Genomic DNA, 20,395 nt, shown 5'->3' on the forward strand with positions numbered 1-20,395 from the left:
GAACTCGATCATCGGCGTGGCGGATCTCACGGTGGGCGCCCGGAGGGCGGCCACTACGCACAGTAATGATCCAAAATGCGCCGTATCCGGCGGTGTGTGAGATTGAAGGCGGCCCTGGCCCCTACACCCCACATGGAGGCTTCACCATGGCCAAGAACAAGAATCAGAAGCAGCCCGCGAAGCAGCAGCCGCGCAGCGGCCAGCAGAGCTCCAAGGGCACCTCGGAGTCCGTCTCCGAACCCTCGTCGTCCGCCCCCAGCCCCATGGACCTGGCGCACAAGAGCAAGCAGCGGAAGTTCGGGCACAACTGAGGTCCCTGAGGCCGTAGCCGCACCACGACGGCGAGGCGCCCCCGGCACGCGGCCGGGGGCGCCCTGGTGTGTACGGGGCTCTCCCTCCCGGGGGAGCCGGCCGGGTCAGCCGGCCAGGCAGCTCGGGCCGAGCAGCACCTTCAGGTCGCCGAACAGCGCCGGGTCGGGCTGCACCCGGTGCCGGTCCAGCCGCAGCACGGTCGTGGAGCGCGGCCCCTGGAGCTTGATCCGCACCTCGGTGTTGCCCTTGTGGTGGCGGAGGATCTCCCCGAGCCGGGTGACCATCGGCGGAGTGACCTTCAGCGCCGGGATGGTGAGCACCACGGGCGCGTTGGTGCCGGCCGAGGACAGGTCGGGGACCATCAGCTCCATGGCGACCAGCCGGGGCACGTCCTCCCGCTTGTCCAGGCGGCCCTTGACGAACACCACGGCGTCCTCGACCAGCTGGGTGGACACCAGCTGGTAGGTGGCCGGGAAGAACATGCACTCGATGGAGCCGGCCAGGTCCTCCACGGTGGCGATGGCCCAGGCGTTGCCCTGCTTGGTCATCTTCCGCTGGAGGCCGGAGATGATGCCGCCGATGGTGACGACCGCGCCGTCGCTGTGCTCCCCGCCGGTCAGCTGGGAGATGCCGGCGTCGGTCTTGTCGGAGAGGACGTGCTCCAGGCCGAACAGCGGGTGGTCGGAGACGTACAGGCCGAGCATCTCGCGCTCCTGCGCGAGCAGGTAGGACTTCTCCCACTCCACGTCGGAGAACTCGACGTCGAGGCCGAAGCCGGGCTCGCTGCTCTCCTCCTCACCCATTCCGCCGAACAGGTCGAACTGTCCCTCGGCCTCCTTGCGCTTGACCGCCACCACGTTGTCGATCATCGGCTCGTGGTGGGCGACCAGGCCCTTGCGGGTGTGGCCCATCTCGTCGTACGCGCCGGCCTTGATCAGCGACTCGATGGTCCGCTTGTTGCAGACCACGGCCTCCACCTTGTCCAGGAAGTCGGGGAAGGAGGCGTACTTCCCCTTCGACTTCCGCGTCTTGATGATCGAGTCCACGACGTTCTGGCCGACGTTGCGCACGGCGGTGAGGCCGAAGAGGATCACGTCGTCGCCCTGGGCCGCGAAGTTCGACTCGGACTCGTTGACGTTCGGCGGGAGCACCTTGATGCCCATGCGGCGGCACTCGTTGAGGTAGATCGCGGACTTGTCCTTGTCGTCCTTGACCGAGGTGAGCAGGCCCGCCATGTACTCGGCCGGGAAGTTCGCCTTGAGGTAGGCGGTCCAGTACGAGACCAGGCCGTACGCGGCCGAGTGGGCCTTGTTGAAGGCGTAGCCGGCGAAGGGGACCAGGACGTCCCAGAGGGCCTGGATGGCCTGGTCGCTGTAGCCGTTCTTCCGGGCGCCCTCCTGGAAGATCGTGAAGTTCTTCGCCAGTTCCTCGGGCTTCTTCTTGCCCATCACGCGGCGGAGGATGTCGGCCTCGCCGAGCGAGTAGCCGGCGATGATCTGGGCGGCCTTCTGCACCTGCTCCTGGTAGACGATCAGGCCGTAGGTGACCGCGAGCACCTCTTCGAGGGGCTTCTCCAGCTCGGGGTGGATCGGGGTGATCTCCTGCTGCTTGTTCTTGCGCAGGGCGTAGTTCGTGTGCGAGTTCATGCCCATCGGGCCCGGCCGGTAGAGGGCGGACACGGCGGAGATGTCTTCGAAGTTGTCGGGCTTCATCAGGCGCAGCAGGGAGCGCATGGGGCCGCCGTCGAACTGGAAGACGCCGAGGGTGTCACCGCGCTGGAGCAGCTCGAAGGTCTTGGGGTCGTCCAGCGGGAGGGCCAGGAGGTCGATGTCGATCCCCTTGTTGGCCTTCACCATCTTGACGGCGTCGTCCATGATCGTGAGGTTGCGCAGGCCCAGGAAGTCCATCTTCAGCAGGCCGAGCGACTCGCAGCTCGGGTAGTCCCACTGGGTGATGGTGACGCCGTCGGTGTGCCGCACCCAGACGGGGACGTGGTCGGTGATCCGCTCGCTGGACATGATCACGCCGGCGGCGTGCACGCCCATCTGGCGGACCAGGCCCTCGACGCCGCGCGCGGTGTCGATGACCTTCTTCACGTCGGGCTCGTTCTCGTACATGCTGCGGATCTCGCCGGCCTCGCTGTAGCGGGGGTGCGAGGGGTCGAGGATGCCGGAGAGCGGGATGCCCTTGCCGAGGACGTCGGCGGGCATCGCCTTGGTGAGCCGGTCGCCCATGGCGTACGGGTAGCCCAGCACGCGCGCCGAGTCCTTGATCGCGTTCTTGGCCTTGATGGTGCCGTACGTGCCGATCATGGCGACCTTGTCGGCGCCGTACTTCTCGGTCACGTACCGGATCACCTCGACGCGCCGACGCTCGTCGAAGTCGATGTCGACATCGGGCATGGACACGCGCTCGGGGTTGAGGAACCGCTCGAAGATCAGGCCGTGCGGGATCGGGTCGAGGTCGGTGATGCCCATCGCGTACGCGACGATCGAGCCGGCCGCGGAGCCTCGGCCGGGGCCCACCGCGATGCCCTGGTTCTTGGCCCACATGATGAAGTCGGCGACCACGAGGAAGTAGCCGGGGAAGCCCATCGAGATGATCGTGTCCATCTCGTACTCGACCTGCTTCATGCGGTCCTCGGGGATCCCGCCGGGGAAGCGGCGGTGCATCCCCTTCATGGTCTCCTCGCGGAACCAGGTGACCTCGGTGTAGCCCTCCGGGATGTCGAACTTCGGCATCAGGTTCCGGAACTTGAACATGCCCTCGGTGTCGACCTGCTCGGCCACCAGGCGGGTGTTCGCGCAGCCCTCCTGCCAGGCGTCCGAGGAGTCGATGGCGTACATCTCGTCCGTGGACTTCAGGTAGTAGCCGGAGCCGTCGAAGCGGAACCGGTCCGGGTCGGAGAGGTTCTTGCCGGTCTGGATGCAGAGCAGGGCGTCGTGCGCGCCGGCCTCGTGCGCGTAGGTGTAGTGGGAGTCGTTGGTGACCAGCGGCGGGATGCCGAGCTTCTTGCCGATCTCCAGCAGGCCGTCGCGGACCCGGCGCTCGATCTCGATGCCGTGGTCCATCAGCTCCAGGAAGTAGCGGCCCTCGCCGAAGATGTCCTTGTAGTCGGAGGCCGCCTTGATGGCCTCGTCGAACTGGCCGAGGCGGAGCCTGGTCTGCACCTCGCCGGAGGGGCAGCCGGTGGAGGCGATCAGCCCCTCGGACCACTGGGCGATGGTCTCCTTGTCCATCCGGGGCCACTTGGTCAGCCAGCCCTCGGCGTAGGCGTCGGAGGACAGCCGGTAGAGGTTGTGCAGACCGGTGTTGTTCGCCGCCCAGATGGTCTTGTGGGTGTAACCGCCGGAACCGGAGACGTCGTCCCGCTTCTGGTGCGGCTGGCCCCACTGGATCCTCCGCTTGTTGCGCCGGGACTCGGGGGCGACGTACGCCTCGATGCCGATGATCGGCGTGATCCCGGCCTTCTGCGCGGAGTGGAAGAAGTCGTACGCCCCGTGCAGGTTGCCGTGGTCGGACATGGCGATATGGGTCATGCCCATCTCGCCGCACGCGTTGAACATGTCCTTCAGCCGCGCGGCACCGTCCAGCAGGGAGTACTGGGTGTGGACGTGCAGGTGCGTGAACGGCGGCTTGGTCACGGCGGGAGGCTCCAGAGCACGAGGGAGACGGGGGGCAGCTCTGAATCCTACGTCGATCCGAGCGGCGGAAGGGGGTGCCGGGAACCGGGCACGCGGGAGTAGCGTCGCCCGTTGCACAGCCAGGACACCTGTCCGGAAACCGATAGAGCCAGCGCCACCAGGAGGCACCCGCCATGGCGGTCCCCGACACCACGAACGAGCAGCGCGCCGAGCAGATCCTCGACGTGTTCGACACCGCCTTCGGTGAGCTGCTGGCCGCGGACCCCGCAGCGTTCCAGGTGAAGTTCCGCAAGATGGCGGCCTCCGCTTTCGCCTTCTACCGGGGGACGGCCTGCCTCTTCTACGCCGACCTGGAGCACGAGTGCGCTGGGCGGGGCGGTGGGAGCCGGGGGGTCGGGCCCTACCTGGACGAGCGGACCGGCCGGGTCTGGATCCACGGCGATCTGCACGCCGAGAACTTCGGCACGTACATGGACTCCACCGGCCGGCTGATCTTCAACGTGAACGACTTCGACGAGGCGTACGTCGGCCCCTTCACCTGGGACCTGAAGCGGTTTGCCGCCTCGGTGGCGCTGATCGGCTACTCCAAGGCGCTCAGCGACGAGCAGATCAGCGGGCTGGTGCGGGTCTACGCCGCCGCCTACCGGGAACGCATCCACCTGCTGGCCGCCAGCGCCAAGCACCGTGACGCGCTGGAGCTGCCCTCCTTCACCCTGGACACCTCCGAGGGAGCGCTGCTGGACGCACTCCGCTCGGCCCGGGCCCGGACCCGGTTCGCGCTCCTGGACTCGATGACGGAGATCCGCGAGCACGAGCGCCGCTTCACCGCCGGCGGGGGCTCCATAGAACTGGACGCCGCGACCCGCTACAAGGTGCTGGCCGCCTTCGACGGCTATCTGGAGACCCTGCCGGAGTCGAGCCTGCTGCGCCCGGACTCGTACCGGGTGAAGGACGTGGTGGGCCGCCGGGGCATCGGCATCGGCTCGGCCGGCCTGCCTTCGTACAACATCCTCCTGGAGGGGCACAGCGACGCCCTGGAGAACGACGTCGTGATCTACGTCAAGCAGGCGCAGACCCCGGCGGTGTCCCGGCACATCACGGACCGCGAGGTCCGGGAGTACTTCCACCACGAGGGACACCGCACGGTGATCTCCCAGCGGGCCCTGCAGGCACACGCCGACCCGTGGCTGGGCTGGACGGAGCTGGACGGCGCCGGACAGCTGGTCGCGGAGGTCTCCCCGTACGCGGTGGACCTGGACTGGTCCGACATCGACGACCCCGAGGAGATCGCGGCGGTGATCGCGGACCTCGGCCGGGCGACGGCCTCCATGCACGCGGCGGCCGACGCGGACGAGAGCGGCCAGTCGCTGGTCCCCTTCTCCACGGAACGCGCCATCGACGCGGCGATCGCGGCGGACGAGGCCGGCTTCGCGGGCCTGCTGGTCGACTTCGCCCACGCCTACGGCGCCCGCGCCCGGTCGGATCACCAGATCTTCGTCGACCTTTTCCGCAACGGCCGGATCATGAACGTGTCGTAGACCGCGGGATTCCCGGTCCCCCGCCGGGTCATGCGCCGAGCACCCCCTCCGCCCGGCGCCGGTCCTCGGCGAGCACCTCGCGCAGCCGCGCGGCCCAGGCCGCCGGGTGCGTGAGGTTGCCGTTGTGCCCGCCGGGGAACTCGGCCGTCTCCGTGCCGAGCAGCGCGGCCAGTTCCTCGGCGCACCGGTGGTCGAAGACGGTGCGCGGGGTGGTGCGGCCGGTCACCGGCACGATCCGCGGGCCCGCCCCGGTCCGCGCCGCCGGGCCGGCCAGGCGCGCCAGCTCCGCCGGGGCGAAGCTGTCCTCGACGATCGCGGTGAGGTCGCGGGTCAGGAAGAAGTCGAAGTCGGCGGCGCGCTCGGACAGGCCCGGCTGCGGGGTCAGTCCGCGTTCGCGGTCCTGGGCGACCGGGTCGATGCCGAGCACCCGTGCCACCTCGCCGAGTGCGGGCAGCAGCCCGTCCCGCCGGTAGTGCTCCTGTATCTCCCTGAGCTCCTGCTCGTGCCGGTGCCGCTCCGCGGCGGGCAGCAGCCGGGGGGTCACCGGCTCGTGGGCGATCAGGACCGACAGCTGTCCGGGGTGGCGGACCGCGAGGTGCAGTCCGATCGAGGCGCCCAGGCTGAGTCCCAGCATGATCGCCGGTTCGCCGGTCAGCTCGGCCAGCAGCCGGTGGACGTCGTCGGCGTGCTCCTCCATCGTCACGCCCCGGCCCGGCGGTAGGGCGCTGCGGGACAGCCCCCGGCGGTCGTAGGTGAGCACGGTGTGGTCCTGGGCGAGCCGGTCCACCAGGTCGACGCTGCGGCCGGCGTTCCCCTCGCCGCTCTGCGCGACGAGGAGCAGCGGCCCGCTCCCCCGCAGCTCGTAGTACAGCTCCGCCCCGGGCACCCGGAGCATCCCCTCACGCGTGCCGTTCGCACCGTCGGCCGTCTTCGTGCCGTTCGTCTTCGCGCTGTTCGTCTTCGCGCTGTTCGTCTTCGTCATGCCCCCACCGTAATCCATCGATTTAGATTCATCAATAGAGATGGATCGGAAAAGATGAATCCATCGCGATGTACCGTGGCCCGGTGAGCGACAGCATGAGCGCGGTCGAGCTCTTCCTGCTCGGCCGGACCCTGATGAAGATCGGCGAGGAAGCGCTGCCGGCCCCGGAGGCGGCCGGCGAGGGCCCCGCCGCGCAGGGCGCCCGCGCGGTGCTCATCGCCCTCAGCGACATCACCGCCCACCCCGGCAGCGCGGTCGGCGAGATCGCCCGCCGCACCGGGCTGCCGCAGAGCCAGGTCTCCACGGCCGTCGCCCGGCTGAAGAAGGCCGGCTCGGTGGTGACCTCCCCCGACCCCGCCGACGGCCGCCGCCTGCTGGTCCGGCCGGCCGAGGAGCTCTCCGAACGGGTCGCGCAGGTACGCGCCACCCGCATCGAGTCCGCCCTCGCCGCCGCCCTCGGCACCGCCGACGCGACCGCCTTGAGCGAGGTCACCGCGGCACTGGAGGTGCTGGCCCGGCACCTCCCGCCGGACGCCCTGGCCAACCTGCGCCCCTGATCCGGCCGTCCGCGACCACCGAATCCTCTTTTCACAGGAAGGCGTGGCACACTCGCACGGATGGACGTATCAGGAGCACGGCTCAGGGGGCTGCGGGCGGCGCTGTTCAGCGCGTTCGTCGTGCTGCTCTCGTCCGGCTCCCATGTCCTGCTGTCCCGGGTGCCGCTGCCGCCCTCCCTGGTACTCGGCGCCTTCGCCTCCGTCTTTGTGATCGCCTACGCACTGGCCGGGCGCGAGCGCGGCCTCGGCCCGATCGCCGGGCTGCTGGTGCCGCTGGAACTGGCCGCCGACACCGTCTTCACGGCCGGCCAGCACCTCTGTTACGGCCCCGCGGGAGGCCCGGTCGCCGGACCGCTGCGCGCGCTGGGGCTGGAGGAACTCTGCGGCGGCGCTCCGCTCGGCGGACCGCTCGTCGAGGTGACCGGTCCGGCCGGCAGCGCCGCGGCGCTGCTCTCTTCCCCGGCTCCCTGGACCCCCTGGCTGCTGCTGGCCGCCCACGTCTCGGTCGCGCTGACGGCCGCCGTATGGCTGTGGCAGGGCGAGCGGTCGCTGGGCCGGCTCCTGCGGACGACGGCCGCGCTGGCCTTCCGCCCGCTGGCACTGGCGGTGGCCGTCGTCACCGCGGTGTCCCGGCCGGCCCGCCGGGCGGTCCGTACGGCGCGCGCCGCCGCACGGGCCCGGACCCGGTTCCCCGTGCACTCCGTGGGACGGCGGGGTCCGCCCGCGTTCGCCGCGGCGCCCTCCGGCGCCTGAGCGGAACAGACGCAACGGCAGGATCCCTCACCCTCCCCCCTGGGCCAGGCCCGCGGGGAGACCCCGCACACCTCACCACGGAGTACCACCATGAGCGCACGCAACAACAAGGCCAACAAGGCCGCGGCCCGCGAGCGGCTGCGCCAGGAGCGCGAGGCCCAGGCGAAGAAGGACAAGGCGCGCCGGCAGGCCATCGTGGCCGGCTCGGTCGTCGGCGTGCTGGCGCTGGCCGGCGGCATCGGCTACCTGGTCATGGAGATGACCAAGCCGGACGCCTGGGAGAAGGCCGAGACCGCCGCGCTGGTGACGCCGAAGAACGCCACCGGGGACAAGGGCACCACCGTGGTCATCGGCAAGCCCGAGGCCAAGAAGACCCTGGAGCTGTACGAGGACTCGCGCTGCCCGGCCTGCGCCGCGTTCGAGCAGTCGATGGGCGACCAGGTCAAGAAGGACGTGGAGGCGGGCAAGTACAAGCTGCGCTACGTCGGGGCGACCTTCATCGACAAGGGCGTCACCGGCGAGGGCTCGAAGAACGCGCTGAGCGCGCTGGGCGCGGCGCTGAACGTCAGCCCCGAGGCCTTCCTGGAGTACAAGGCGGCGCTGTACTCGAAGCAGAACCACCCCGAGGAGACCAAGGACGCCTTCGCCAAGGACGACTACCTGATCAAGGTGGCCGACGGGGTGGCCGCGCTGAAGGGCAACGCCGGGTTCCAGCAGGCCGTGAAGGACGGCACGTACGACCGGTGGGCGCTGGAGATGTCGAAGTCCTTCGACGCGTCGGGCGTCAAGGGCACGCCGACCCTGATGATGGACGGCAAGAAGATCGAGATCCCGCAGACGCCGGCGGCGTTCAACGAGGCGATCGACAAGGCCCTCAAGGGCTGACCCCGCAACGGGCCGGTCCCCGGACCGGCCGACCCCGGAACGGGCGGTATATCCCCGTCCGGCCGGAACATCACCTTCCTCCCAACGGGCGGGCGGACTCCTGGAGTTCGCCCGCCCGTTGCCGTCCGAGGGGTGTTAAATTCGTCATACTGGCCAGTAATATGACCGGCCGTGACCAGTCAACTCCCCCTCGATCCAGCGGCTTCGCCGCGCCGCCGCACGGTCGTCCTGGCCGCGGCCGCCACCGCCGCCCTCGCCCCGCTGGCCTTCGCCGGCGGAACCGCGCAGGCGGCCGAGAACGCCCCGGCGTTCCTGCACGGCGTCGCCTCCGGCGACCCGCTCCCCGACGGGGTCCTGCTGTGGACCCGCGTCACCCCCACCCCCGAGGCGGTCCCCGGCTCCGGCAACGGCCCCGACACCCAGGTCTCCTGGGAAGTCGCCGAGGACAAGGGCTTCTCCCGGATCGTCGCGAGCGGCAGCCTGACCGCCTCCGCCGCCGAGGACCACACCGTCAAGGCCGACGTGCGGGGACTGCGGCCCCAGACGGCGTACTTCTACCGGTTCAGCGCAGGAGCCACCGTCTCCCCGGTGGGCCGCACCCGCACCACCCCGGCCCACGACACCACCGCCGCGGGGGTCCGCTTCGGCGTGGTGTCCTGCGCCAACTGGGAGTCCGGCTACTTCTCGGCCTACCGGCACCTGGCGGCCCGCGCCGACCTGGACGCGATCCTGCACCTCGGCGACTACATCTACGAGTACCAGACCGGGGGTTACCCGGAGGATAAGTACGTCGTCCGCCGCCACGAGCCCGCGCACGAGATCACCACCCTCTCCGACTACCGGACCCGGCACGGCAAGTACAAGACGGACGCCGACCTCCAGGCCCTGCACGCCGCCCACCCGGTCATCGCCATCTGGGACGACCACGAGTTCGCGAACGACATGTGGTCCGGCGGCGCCGAGAACCACACCCCGGGCGCCGAGGGCGACTGGGCGGCCCGTGCGGCGGCCGCCAAGCAGGCGTACTTCGAGTGGATGCCGGTCCGCACCTCCGTCGCGGGCACCGTCTACCGGCGGCTGCGCTTCGGCACCCTGGCCGACCTCCACCTGCTCGACCTGCGCTCGTTCCGCTCCCAGCAGGTCAAGCTCGGCAGCGGCGGGGTGGACGACCCCGAGCGCACCATCACCGGCCGGGCCCAGCTGGACTGGCTCAAGTCGGGCCTGGCGGCCTCGGACGCGACCTGGAAACTGGTCGGCACCTCGGTGATGATCTCGCCGGTGGCCTTCGGCTCGCTCCCGGCACACCTGCTGGCCCCGCTGACGAAGCTGCTTGGGCTCCCCGAGGGCGGCCTGGCGATCAACGTGGACCAGTGGGACGGGTACACGGACGACCGCAAGGAACTGCTCGGCCACCTGAAGAGCCGGAACATCAGGAACACGGTGTTCCTCACCGGCGACATCCACATGGCGTGGGCGAACGAGGTCCCGGTGAACATGGCGACCTACCCGGGCTCGGGCACCGCCGCCACCGAGTTCGTGGTGACCTCGGTGACCTCGGACAACATCGACGACCTGCTGCACGTGCCGTCGAACACGGCCTCGCTGGTGGCCGAATCCGCCATCAAGGCCGCGAACTGGCACGTGAAGTGGCTGGACATGGACGACCACGGCTACGGCGTCCTCGACGTGACCGCCGAGCGCTCCCAGATGGACTACTACGTGGTGTCCAACAAGAAGCGCGCGGACGCGACCTCGGCCTGGTCGCGCTCGTACCGGACCATGAACGGTACCCAGAAGGTGGAGCGGGTGTACCAGCCCGTCCGATGACCTGACGGAAGCCCGAGAAGGGTCTGACCGAACCTGACAGACCCTTGACGGAGTTTCACTCCTGATACACCGTCAAATTTACGGCCGACGGCGGTGCCCGGAAAATCTCCGGGCGCCGCTGTGCGTATTCGGCAACAATTCTTTTACGTCAGACGTCTTGACGTCTCGATGACATGCACACGTAAGCTTCGCGCCAACCGGGAGATCTTTCCCGGCCAGTAACCCCCCACCACTTGCGAGGAGCACACGTGCGCGCCGTTGCCCGCATATCCCCCACCCTCCGTCGCCGCCTGATCGGCTCCGCCGCCCTGGCCGGTGCCCTGGCGCTGTCGCCGCTGGCCGGCCCCACCTCGGTCGCCGCGGCCAAGACCCCGGCCGAGGCGTGTGTCGAGGCGGCCGACGCTCCGGCCAACGCCCGCGTGGCCAAGCCGCAGGGCCCGAAGGCCGCCGAGCCCAACGAGGTCAGCGACGCCCAGGCCAAGGCCATGGACGCCGACCTCAAGGTGAAGCTGGACAAGGCCCTCAAGAACCAGCCGCAGCGCAGCCTGCGCGCCGCCGAGGCCGTCAAGACCATCCCGGTCTACTTCCACGTCATCCACTCCGGCACCACCGGCAAGCTGACCGCGACCGACGTCAGCAAGCAGATCACCGTCCTGAACTCCGCCTTCGGCGGCCAGGGCACCGGCAACGTGAACAGCAACTTCCAGTTCCAGCTGGTCTCGACCGACTACACGGACAACGCGAGCTGGTACAACCTGGCCGACGGCTCCGCGGCCGAGACCAACATGAAGACCACCCTGCGCAAGGGCGGCGCCGACGCGCTGAACATCTACACCGCCAACCTGTCCGGCGGTCTGCTCGGCTGGGCCACCTTCCCGAGCTCCTACGCCTCGCAGCCGAAGATGGACGGCGTGGTCCTGCTCGACTCCTCGCTGCCGGGCGGCGCCGCGGCCAACTACAACGAGGGCGACACCGGCACCCACGAGGTCGGCCACTGGATGGGCCTGTACCACACCTTCCAGGGCGGCTGTAGCGGAAGCGGTGACTCCGTCTCCGACACCCCGGCCGAGAAGACCGCCGCGTACGAGTGCCCCGAGGGCCGCGACTCCTGCACCAGCAAGGCCGGCAAGGACCCGATCCACAACTTCATGGACTACACGTACGACGCGTGCATGTACCAGTTCTCCGCCGGTCAGGTGGCCCGCATGAACAGCCACTGGACGGCGTACCGCGGAGCCTGAGTCACCGCGTCCCCCGCTGCCCTAACCTGGCGGCATGAGCACCGCGGGGGACGTGATCGACGGACGGTTCGAGCTGCTTGAGCGGCTCGGCAGCGGGGGTATGGGCACGGTCTGGCGAGCGCTGGACCGTGCCCTTCACCGTGAGGTGGCCGTCAAGGAAGTGCGGGCCTCGGCCGGCCCGGAGGATCCGGAGCGCCGGCGGGTGCTCCGCGAGCGGGTGCTGCGCGAGGCCCGCGCCCAGGCCCGGATCAGCCATCCGAACGTGGTCACCATCCACCACATCGTCGACGAGGACCCGCACCCCTGGCTGGTGATGGAGCTGCTGCCCGGCTCCTCCCTCCAACAGCGCCTGGAACGTGAACCGCTGTCACCCGTTGAGGCCGCCCGGACCGGCCGAGAGGTGCTCGCCGGGCTGCGGGCCGCGCACGCGGCCGGGATCCGCCACCGGGACGTGAAGCCCGCCAACGTACTGCTGCGCGCCGACGGTTCGGCCGTGCTCACCGACTTCGGCATCGCCGCCCTGCAGGACGCCGCCTCGCTCACGATGACCGGGGAGGTCATCGGGACGCCCGAATACCTGGCCCCCGAGCGGATCCGCGGCGCCGACCTGCCCGCCTCCGACCTCTGGTCGCTGGGCATGACGCTCTACGTGTGCGTCGAGGGCGTCAGCCCGATGCGCCGTGCCACCACCCTGGCCACACTGGCCGCGGTCCTCGACGAGCCGGTACCCGCGCCCCGCCGGGCCGGACCGCTGGCCGCCGTACTGGCCGAGCTGCTGGTCCGCGACCCGGCGGCGCGGCCCGACGCGGAACGGCTGGACCGGCTGCTGGCCGCCGTCGCCGGCGGCGGCGCGGGCAGCGCCGTACCGCCGGAACCCACCCGGCTCGACCGGGCACCCGCCGCTCCGCCCGAGCCCTCACCCGGGTCCTCGGCCGAGCCCTCCGCGGGATCTCCCTCCGGGCCCTCGCCCGCACCGGGCCGGCCGCCGTCCGTGGACCGGTTCGGCCCGCCGCCCCCGCTGCCGCCGGGCCCGGCCCCACGACCGGAGCACCCCGCTCCGCCGCCGCCGGCCGCCCCGCAGGCGGAACCTGCGGCCACACCCGTGCCCTTCCCGCCGCACGCGGCCACGCCCCGCGACGCCCTGCCCACCCTCGGCACCCTGAACGGCGGCGGCCCCTACGGAACCGGGCCGGACCGCCGCCGGAAGGTCACCCCGCTCGCCGCCGCGGCCGCCGTGATGGCCCTGGCACTGCTCGGCATCGGCGGGTACGCGCTGTTCGACCCCGGCGCGAACGGCGGCACGGACGGCAAGGACACCGCCTCGCCGACCCTCCCCGCCGTCGCCACGGCCACCGGGCCGGCCCCGGCGACTTCCGCACCGAGCACCACCGGCACACCGTCAACGGGCCCCGCCCCCACACCCGTCACCACCGCGGCCGGCACGGGTACCCCGGCCGTCACACCACAGGGCACGCCACCGAGCACGCCACCGCCCGCCGTACCCGGCACCGGCGGTCCGGCGGTCGGCAGCGGCGGCGGCAGTTGGATCGCCCAGCTGCACTCCGAGCCGGAAAGCTCCGGCACCGCCGCCCGGGACCAGCGCCTGGCCGTGATCCGCGCCACGGTCCCGGAGGCCCGGCTGCTGCTCAGCCGGGACCACGCCTCCCTCAACCCCGGGTACTGGGTGGTCTACGCGCCCGGCCCGTTCGCCGACGGCCGGGCGGCCCTCACCTTCTGCGCGCAGAAGGGACGGACCACCGCAGACCAGTGCATCGGCCGCTACCTCAGCGACGACCGGGCCGACCACGCGTACCAGTGCACCCCGCCCGCCACCGCCCCCGGCGGCCGCTGCCGCCACTCCTGACCGGAGCCGGCGGGGCCCGGGAGCCGCCGGCGCTACCGGAGCGAGTCGAGGAAACCGAGCGCGGTCGTCCAGGTCCGCTCGGCGGCCTCCTCGTCGTAGTCCGGGAGCTCCGGGTCGGTGTACAGGTGCCCGGCACCCGGGTACCGGTGCACCTCCACGTCCGCTCCGGCCCGGCCCATCCGCAGGTACCAGGTGTTCAGCCAGTCGTGCGGCTCGAAGGGATCCGGGTCGGCGACGTGCAGTTGCACCGGCAGCTCGTCCACCGAGGCGTCGTCGGCGATGTCGGAGGTGCCGTGCAGCAGGAGCAGGCCGCGCGCCTTCTCGTCGTGCAGGGCCAGGTGCTGGGCCATCGAGCCGCCGAACGAGAAGCCCGCGTAGACCAGGCCCCGGTCCGAGTAGGGGGCGGCGGCCAGCACGGCCCGCTTGAGCAGCTCGTCCCGCCCGATCTCCTCCTGGTGGGCCATGCCCTCCTCCACGGTGTCGAAGGTCCGTCCCCCGAAGAGGTCGGGCACATGCACCTGGTGGCCGGCGGCCCGGAGCCGCTCGGCCGCGGAGAGCACCGCGGGACGGAGGCCGTACGTGGAGTGGAAGAGCACGATGTTCATCTAAGTCCTTTCGTGGATACCCCACCTGTAGGTGGGGGAGGAAACGAAACCCCCTGCGGAGCAGGGCAGCGGGCGGGGTTTCGCCCCCTGGGCGAAAGGCCGTGTTCTGACCCGCGGGTTTGATCCTCACATGCACCGCTAGTTTGTGAGCCATGACCACGACTCACGTGAAGCGGGCGTTCAAGTACCGCTTCTATCCGACGGATGCGCAGGCAGCGCCTGTCCACCGGGGAGAAGATCACCAACCCCCGGCACGAACGTGCCGACCGGGCCCGCCTCGCCGAGGCGCAGCGGGATCTTTCCCGTAAGGCCAAGGGCGACGGAGCCAACCGGTCCAAGGCCCGGCGCCGTGTGGCGAAGATCCACGCTCGGATCGCCGACCGTCGCAGGGACGATCTCCACAAGCTGACCACTCGTCTCGTGCGTGAAAACCAAACGCTCGTGATCGAGGACCTGACCGTGCGCCACACGGTCAGGAATCACACCCTCGCCCGCGCCATCATTGATGCCGCGTGGCGGGAGCTTCGGATGATGCTGGAATACAAGAGCCGGTGGTACGGCAGGAACCTGGTGGTCGTGGACCGCTGGTTCCCTTCCTCCAAGCTGTGCTCTACCTGCGGCACTGTTCAAGGGAAGATGCCGCTCCACGTCCGTACCTGGACGTGTGGCTGCGGGACGACCCACGACCGGGACGTGAACGCGGCGAAGAACCTTCTGGCGGCCGGACGGGCCGTTACAGCCTGTGGAGCTGGTGTAAGACCTCAACGGAGCATTCCGGGCGGGCAGTCGGCGACAAAGCAGGAAACCCCACGGCGCGAGCCGTAGGAATCCCCTCCCTTCAGGGAGAGGAGGACGTCAAGTGCCCATCGTGCCAGCCGCCGCCGACAGCGGTCCGCTACGGTCGAGGACATGGAGACCGCGCTCCGTACGCTGCTGCTGCGCCGCTGCCTGCCGCCGTCCCTGGTGCTGCTCTGCGCCGCCGGCCTGAAGGCCTTCCTCCGTCCCGCCGACTGGTGGGGCAGAGCCCTGACCCTGGTGGTGATCGGCGCGGCGGCCTGGCTGCTGGTCCGGATCGCCGACGCGGTCATCGACGCCTGGTACGCGCGCTACGCCGGCTCCGCGGCCCCCGAACAGGACGCCAGGGTGCGCCGGGTGCGCACCCAGGTCACCCTGATCCACCGGGTGGTGACCGCGGTCGTGGTGGTGGTGACCCTGGCCGCGATGCTGCTGACCTTCCCGGCGATGCGCGCGGTCGGCGCCTCGATGCTGGCCTCCGCCGGTGTGCTGGGAATCGTGGCGGGCATCGCCGCCCAGTCCACCCTGGGCAACCTCTTCGCAGGCCTGCAGATCGCCTTCGGCGACACCGTCCGGATCGGGGACACGGTGGTCGTCGACAGGGAATGGGGACAGGTCGAGGAGATCACCCTGACCTTCCTGGTGGTGCGCACCTGGGACGAGCGCCGGATCACCATGCCGGTCTCGTACTTCACCTCGAAGCCCTACGAGAACTGGTCGCGCGGCGGCGCCGAGATGACGGGCACGGTCTTCCTGCACCTGGACCACCGGGCTCCGGTGCAGCTGATGCGGGAACGGCTGGAGCTGATCCTGGGGGACCTCCCGGAGTGGGACGGCCGGTCGAGCGGACTGCTGGTCACCGACACCACCCCGCACACCGTGCAGGTGCGCGCGGTGGTCACGGCGAAGGACTCCGACGACCTCTGGACCCTGCGCTGCGCGGTCCGCGAGCGCCTGATCGCCTGGCTGGTGGCCGAACACCCCTATGCCCTCCCCCGTATCGCCACCGCCCCGGCCGCCGCCCCGCCGGGCGAGGAGGACCGGCCGGGGGCCTGACTCCCGCTCAGCCCAGCAGCGCCGCCGCGGACTCCTCGGTGAGGTCCTCGGCGTGCGGCGGCAGCGGTGTGCCCGCCCGCAGGTGGCGGCGGACCACGGCCAGCGGGAGGTCGACCAGGGCCAGGGCGACGCGGTCCCGGCCCTGCTCGTCGGTGGCGCCCAGGGCTTCGGCGAGGCCGCCCAGGGCGGCGAACACCCGCCCGTTGCCGGCGTCGGCGCGCCGGACGTGCTCCTCGGACCAGTCGGCGCGCCCGAAGTCGGCGGGGCCGTAGAGGAGGAGGGCCGCCTCGTCCGGGTGCTCCCGGCACCAGGCCACCACGTGCCGGGAGGCCGCGCGGGCCGCCCGGCGGGGGTCCGGTGCGCCGCGGAGCACCGCCTCGTAGCCCTCCTGGAAGCGCTCCACCGTACGCAGCCACACCTCGGCGAGCAGGGCCGTACGCCCGGGGAACCGGTGGTAGACCGAGCCGCTCGGTGCGCCGACGGCCTGGGCGACGGCCGACATGGTCACGGCGGCCGGGCCGCCCGTGGCCGCGAGGGTGACGGCGGCGTCGAGGAGCCGGCCGGTGTCGAAGCGGGGTGGTCTCGCCATGAATCAGAGAGTACCCTCCAATTTATTGGAGAGAGGTCTCCAATATTCTTGAGGGGAGGGCACCCATGGGCGTCCACAACGTGCACGAACGCCTGCTCGCCGCGAAGGAGGACGAGGTCGGCGCACTCGTCGACGGCCTCGCGAGCGGGGAGGACGATCTGCTGTGGCCCGGCCCCGCGTGGGCGTACATGGAATTCGACCGGCCGCTGGGGCCCGGCGCGGCCGGCGGGCACGGGCCGGTGCGCTACACCGTGACCGGCTACGCCCCCGGGCAATGGATCCGTTTCGGGTTCACCGGGCCGCGGGGCTTCCACGGCTTCCACGAGCTGGCCGTGCTGCCCGTCGACGCGGACCACACCCTGCTGCACCACACCCTGACGATGTCCACCAGCGGCCTGGCCCGCCTGACCTGGCCGCTGGCCTGGCGCCCGCTGCACGACGCCTGCCTGGAGGACGGCCTCGACCGCGCCGAACTCGCCTGCACCGGCACGGTGGCCCGCCCGGCCCGCTGGTCCGGGTACGTCCGCTTCCTCCGCGCCCTGGCCCGCACCGGCCGACCTGACCGCGGCTAGGGCCGCAGACTGCGGACGTCCAGGTGGCGCAGGACGCGGTCCACGACCTCCGGGTCGGCGCCCGGCTCGCTGCGCGAGGCGAGGACCTCGTGGCGGGCGGCGGACATCATCTCCCGCTGAATGTGCTGGACGTAACGGAGCCGGGAGACCCGCTGCGCATAGGCCTCGCGGCGTTCCTCGTCGACCAGGTCGGGGCTGATCCGGGCGCCCACGTCGTAGGCGCGCCGCTGGAGCTGTTCGAGGAGGTCCTCGGGGATGTCCTCGACCTCCTGGATCTCCTTGAGGCGGCGCTTCGCCGCCTTCGCAGCGCGCAGCGCCAGCTCCCGCCGCAGGGCCCGCTCGGCGTCCGTGTCCGCCCGGACGCCCAGCTTGCGGACCAGCCAGGGCAGGGTCAGCCCCTGGAGGACCAGTGTGGTCATGATGACGGCGAAGGCGATGAAGATGATCTCTTCGCGGGCGGGGAAAGGGGCACCGGAGTCCGTCCGGAGCGGGATCGCCAGAGCCAGCGCGACCGAGGCCACCCCGCGCATTCCGGCCCACCACATCACCACGGTCTCCCGCCAGCCGAGGGGGATCTCCTCGTCGTAGTCGCGCCGACCGTGCAGCCGTTTCGCCAGCCAGGTGGCCGGCAGCAGCCAGGCCAGCCGTACGCCGACCACCACCGCGACCACGGCCGCCGCCCAGCCGGCCATCTGCTCCCAGCGGCCCGCGGCCGTGCCGAACACGTGGTGCAGCTCCAGTCCGATCAGGCCGAACGCCACCCCGGTGACCAGCGTGTCGACGACCTCCCAGAAGGTGTGCCCGGCCAGCCGGCCCAGGACGTCGTCGGGGTCGCTCGCGTACTCCGCGAGGAACAGGGCGGTGGTGAGGACGGCCAGCACCCCCGAGCCCATCAGCACCTCGGCCAGCGTGTACGCGACGAACGGCAGCAGCAGGGTCAGCCCGATCCGCAGGGTGGCGTCGCCGAGCCGGACCGTCAGCAGCTTGGCCGCCCAGCCCAGGGCCAGGCCGACGGCGAGGGCGACCACCGCCGACAGCACGAACTCCAGGGTGGCCTCCGGCCAGGAGAAGCTGCCGCTGACGGCGGCGGCGATCGCCACGTGGTACAGCACGATCGCCGTCACGTCGTTGAACAGGCCCTCGCCCTCCAGGATCGACACCAGGCGGCGCGGCAGCCCCAGCGAGCCGGCCACGGCGGTGGCGGCGACCGGGTCAGGCGGCGCGACCAGCGCGCCCAGCGCCAGGGCGGCGGCGAGCGGCAGCCCCGGCACCACCGCGTTCGCGACGGCGGCGACGGCCGCGGTGGTAACGAAGACCAGCGCGACGGCCAGCAGGAGGATCGGCCGTACGTTGGCCGCGAACTGGCGCCAGGAGGTGCGCTGCGCGGAGGCGTACAGCAGGGGCGGCAGCACCAGCGGCAGGATGAATTCGGGCGGGATGTCCACGTTCGGCACGACGGGTACCAGGGCCAGCACCACCCCGCCGAGGGTCATCAGGACCGGCGCGGGCAGACCCAGCCGGTCCCCGACCGGCACGCTGACGACGGCGCCCAGCAGCAGCAAGAAGAGCAGGAGGAGCTGATCCACTCCCCCACCCTGCCAGGAATGCCGGATTCGATCAGGTAAGGCGGGGTGTGCGGGACAGCGCGGTTCGGGGCTCCGCGGTTACGGCAGGGTGCGCCGCATCGCCCGGTGCGGCATGCCGGCGTCCTCGAACTCGGGGCCGTACGCCACGTACCCGAGCCGCTCGTAGAAGGCGAGCGCGTGCGTCTGCGCGCCGAGGTCCACGGCGGTCAGCCCCAGCCGGACCGCCTCCGCCTCCAGGGCCCGGACCAGGGCCGCGCCCACGCCGAGCCCCCGCGCGGACTTCAGCACGGCCAGCCGGCCGAGCGAGCCGACTCCGGACGTGCCCGTCTTGGCCAGGGCGGCCGGGCCGTACAGCAGCCGGCCGGTGCCCAGGGGCCCGTCCGGTCCGGTCGCCAGCACGTGCACGGCGTCCGCGTCGTAGACGTCGTACTCGATCTCCTCGGGCACGGACTGCTCGAGGACGAAGACCTCGGTGCGGACGGCGAAGCAGGCCGCCCGGTCGGCCTCGCCGGTGGCCACCCGCACCTCGTAGGGCACGGGGGCGGGGCCGGCCGTCGGCTCCCCGGAGGAGGTCATTCGCTCTCCGCGCGGATCACGTCCAGCGCGTGCTGGAGGTCCTCCGGGTAGTGGCTGGAGAACTCCACCCACTGGCCGTCCGCCGGGTGCTCGAAGCCGAGCCGCACCGCGTGCAGCCACTGGCGGGTGAGCTTCAGGCGCTTGGCGATGGTCGGGTCGGCGCCGTAGGTGAGGTCGCCCACACAGGGGTGCCGGTGCGCCGACATGTGCACGCGGATCTGGTGGGTGCGGCCGGTCTCCAGCTTGATGTCCAGCAGGGAGGCGGCGCGGAAGGCCTCGATCAGGTCGTAGTGGGTGACCGAGGGCTTGCCCTCGGAGGTGACGGCCCACTTGTAGTCGGCACTGGGGTGGCGGCCGATGGGGGCGTCGATGGTGCCGCTCATCGGGTCCGGGTGGCCCTGGACCAGGGCGTGGTAGCGCTTGTCCACGATCCGCTCGCGGAACTGGTTCTTCAGCGAGGTGTACGCGCGCTCGGACTTGGCCACCACCATCAGGCCGGAGGTGCCGACGTCGAGGCGGTGCACGATGCCCTGGCGCTCGGCGGCGCCGGAGGTGGAGATCCGGTACCCGGCGGCGGCCAGGCCGCCGATCACGGTGGTGCCGGTCCAGCCGGGGCTGGGGTGCGCGGCGACCCCCACCGGCTTCATGATCACGACGATGTCCTCGTCGTCGTGGACGATCTCCATGCCCTCGACCGGCTCGGCGACGATCTCGACCGGGCGGGGCGGCGCGGGCATCTCGACCTCGAGCCAGGCACCGCCGTGCACCCGCTCGGACTTCCCGACGACGCTGCCGTCGACCGCGACCTTTCCGGCCGCGGCGAGCTCGGCCGCCTTGGTCCGGGAGAACCCGAACATACGGGCGATCGCGGCGTCGACGCGCTCGCCTTCGAGGCCGTCGGGAACGGGCAGGGTGCGGATCTCGGGAATCGTACTCACCCGTCGAGTATGCCGGACGCGCGTCGCGGCCCGTTCTCGATCTCGCCTCCGCCCGGTTCCCGCGGGGGCCGCAGG

Annotated in this window: 17 protein-coding genes and 2 pseudogenes; 12 read left to right on the forward strand and 7 right to left on the reverse strand. The window is 71.4% G+C overall.

Annotated features, from left to right (window positions below):
• Window positions 1–146: 146 nt before the first annotated feature.
• Complete coding sequence (locus tag AC067U_RS05835; protein WP_478828401.1) at window positions 147–311, forward strand: hypothetical protein; 165 nt, start codon at window positions 147–149, stop codon at window positions 309–311.
• Between the two features lie 105 nt (window positions 312–416).
• On the opposite strand, the gene dnaE is transcribed toward AC067U_RS05835, so the two are convergent.
• The gene (gene dnaE / locus AC067U_RS05840) at window positions 417–3,956 is read right to left on the reverse strand and encodes a DNA polymerase III subunit alpha (RefSeq protein WP_478828402.1); all 3,540 of its coding nucleotides are present in this window, start codon (window positions 3,954–3,956) and stop codon (window positions 417–419) included.
• Window positions 3,957–4,129: 173 nt separating this feature from the next.
• On the opposite strand from dnaE, the gene AC067U_RS05845 reads away from it, so the two are divergent.
• On the forward strand, window positions 4,130–5,494 hold the full coding sequence (locus AC067U_RS05845; protein ID WP_478828403.1) for a DUF2252 domain-containing protein: 1,365 nt from the start codon (window positions 4,130–4,132) through the stop codon (window positions 5,492–5,494).
• Window positions 5,495–5,522: 28 nt separating this feature from the next.
• Here the strand turns inward: AC067U_RS05845 and AC067U_RS05850 are convergent, their stop codons facing one another.
• Complete coding sequence (locus tag AC067U_RS05850; RefSeq protein WP_478828404.1) at window positions 5,523–6,476, reverse strand: alpha/beta fold hydrolase; 954 nt, start codon at window positions 6,474–6,476, stop codon at window positions 5,523–5,525.
• 95 nt (window positions 6,477–6,571) lie between these two features.
• Here AC067U_RS05850 and AC067U_RS05855 point away from each other — a divergent pair, with 95 nt between their 5' ends.
• The 6 genes from AC067U_RS05855 (at window position 6,572) to AC067U_RS05880 (ending at window position 13,603) form a co-directional block, all read left to right on the forward strand.
• Window positions 6,572–7,033 carry a MarR family transcriptional regulator gene (locus AC067U_RS05855; RefSeq protein ID WP_478828914.1) on the forward strand — a complete coding sequence of 154 codons (462 nt, stop codon included), beginning with the start codon at window positions 6,572–6,574 and terminating at the stop codon, window positions 7,031–7,033.
• Between the two features lie 60 nt (window positions 7,034–7,093).
• Window positions 7,094–7,786 (forward strand): hypothetical protein, encoded by a 693-nt coding sequence (locus AC067U_RS05860; protein ID WP_478828405.1) that lies wholly within the window; start codon window positions 7,094–7,096, stop codon window positions 7,784–7,786.
• A 90-nt stretch (window positions 7,787–7,876) separates the two neighbouring features.
• Window positions 7,877–8,671 carry a DsbA family protein gene (locus tag AC067U_RS05865; protein WP_478828406.1) on the forward strand — a complete coding sequence of 265 codons (795 nt, stop codon included), beginning with the start codon at window positions 7,877–7,879 and terminating at the stop codon, window positions 8,669–8,671.
• A gap of 171 nt (window positions 8,672–8,842) precedes the next feature.
• Window positions 8,843–10,498 carry an alkaline phosphatase D family protein gene (locus AC067U_RS05870; RefSeq protein ID WP_478828407.1) on the forward strand — a complete coding sequence of 552 codons (1,656 nt, stop codon included), beginning with the start codon at window positions 8,843–8,845 and terminating at the stop codon, window positions 10,496–10,498.
• Window positions 10,499–10,746: 248 nt separating this feature from the next.
• Window positions 10,747–11,739, forward strand: coding sequence for a zinc metalloprotease (locus AC067U_RS05875; RefSeq protein ID WP_478828408.1), 993 nt, complete (start codon window positions 10,747–10,749; stop codon window positions 11,737–11,739).
• Between the two features lie 34 nt (window positions 11,740–11,773).
• Window positions 11,774–13,603: a serine/threonine-protein kinase gene (locus tag AC067U_RS05880; protein ID WP_478828409.1), complete on the forward strand. Its 1,830-nt coding sequence runs from the start codon at window positions 11,774–11,776 to the stop codon at window positions 13,601–13,603.
• Between the two features lie 32 nt (window positions 13,604–13,635).
• On the opposite strand, the gene AC067U_RS05885 is transcribed toward AC067U_RS05880, so the two are convergent.
• Window positions 13,636–14,208 (reverse strand): dienelactone hydrolase family protein, encoded by a 573-nt coding sequence (locus AC067U_RS05885; protein ID WP_478828410.1) that lies wholly within the window; start codon window positions 14,206–14,208, stop codon window positions 13,636–13,638.
• A 152-nt stretch (window positions 14,209–14,360) separates the two neighbouring features.
• On the opposite strand from AC067U_RS05885, the pseudogene AC067U_RS05890 reads away from it, so the two are divergent.
• The 3 genes and pseudogenes from AC067U_RS05890 to AC067U_RS05900 form a co-directional block, all read left to right on the forward strand.
• Window positions 14,361–14,405, forward strand: a pseudogene (locus tag AC067U_RS05890) (hypothetical protein); the annotation flags it as partial.
• 22 nt (window positions 14,406–14,427) lie between these two features.
• Window positions 14,428–15,033 (forward strand): annotated as a pseudogene (locus AC067U_RS05895) (RNA-guided endonuclease TnpB family protein); the annotation flags it as partial.
• Between the two features lie 84 nt (window positions 15,034–15,117).
• Window positions 15,118–16,059 (forward strand): mechanosensitive ion channel family protein, encoded by a 942-nt coding sequence (locus AC067U_RS05900; RefSeq protein WP_478828411.1) that lies wholly within the window; start codon window positions 15,118–15,120, stop codon window positions 16,057–16,059.
• Between the two features lie 7 nt (window positions 16,060–16,066).
• Here the strand turns inward: AC067U_RS05900 and AC067U_RS05905 are convergent, their stop codons facing one another.
• Window positions 16,067–16,648, reverse strand: a complete 582-nt coding sequence (locus AC067U_RS05905) for a TetR/AcrR family transcriptional regulator (protein WP_478828412.1) — start codon at window positions 16,646–16,648, stop codon at window positions 16,067–16,069.
• 65 nt (window positions 16,649–16,713) lie between these two features.
• Between AC067U_RS05905 and AC067U_RS05910 the strand changes: the two genes are divergently transcribed.
• Window positions 16,714–17,220 carry an SRPBCC family protein gene (locus tag AC067U_RS05910; protein WP_478828413.1) on the forward strand — a complete coding sequence of 169 codons (507 nt, stop codon included), beginning with the start codon at window positions 16,714–16,716 and terminating at the stop codon, window positions 17,218–17,220.
• Here AC067U_RS05910 and AC067U_RS05915 read toward each other — a convergent pair.
• The 3 genes from AC067U_RS05915 to AC067U_RS05925 form a co-directional block, all read right to left on the reverse strand.
• A complete protein-coding gene (locus AC067U_RS05915; RefSeq protein ID WP_478828414.1) occupies window positions 17,217–18,806 on the reverse strand; it encodes a Na+/H+ antiporter in 1,590 nt (529 codons plus the stop codon). The two genes, AC067U_RS05910 and AC067U_RS05915, sit on opposite strands and share 4 nt — an antisense overlap.
• A gap of 78 nt (window positions 18,807–18,884) precedes the next feature.
• Window positions 18,885–19,382, reverse strand: a complete 498-nt coding sequence (locus AC067U_RS05920) for a GNAT family N-acetyltransferase (protein WP_478828415.1) — start codon at window positions 19,380–19,382, stop codon at window positions 18,885–18,887.
• Window positions 19,379–20,320 (reverse strand): RluA family pseudouridine synthase, encoded by a 942-nt coding sequence (locus AC067U_RS05925; RefSeq protein ID WP_478828416.1) that lies wholly within the window; start codon window positions 20,318–20,320, stop codon window positions 19,379–19,381. Before AC067U_RS05925 ends, AC067U_RS05920 begins: the two co-directional genes overlap by 4 nt.
• Between the last annotated feature and the right edge of the window lie 75 nt (window positions 20,321–20,395).

It is taken from the genome of Streptomyces sp. NPDC043853 (assembly GCF_056436025.1).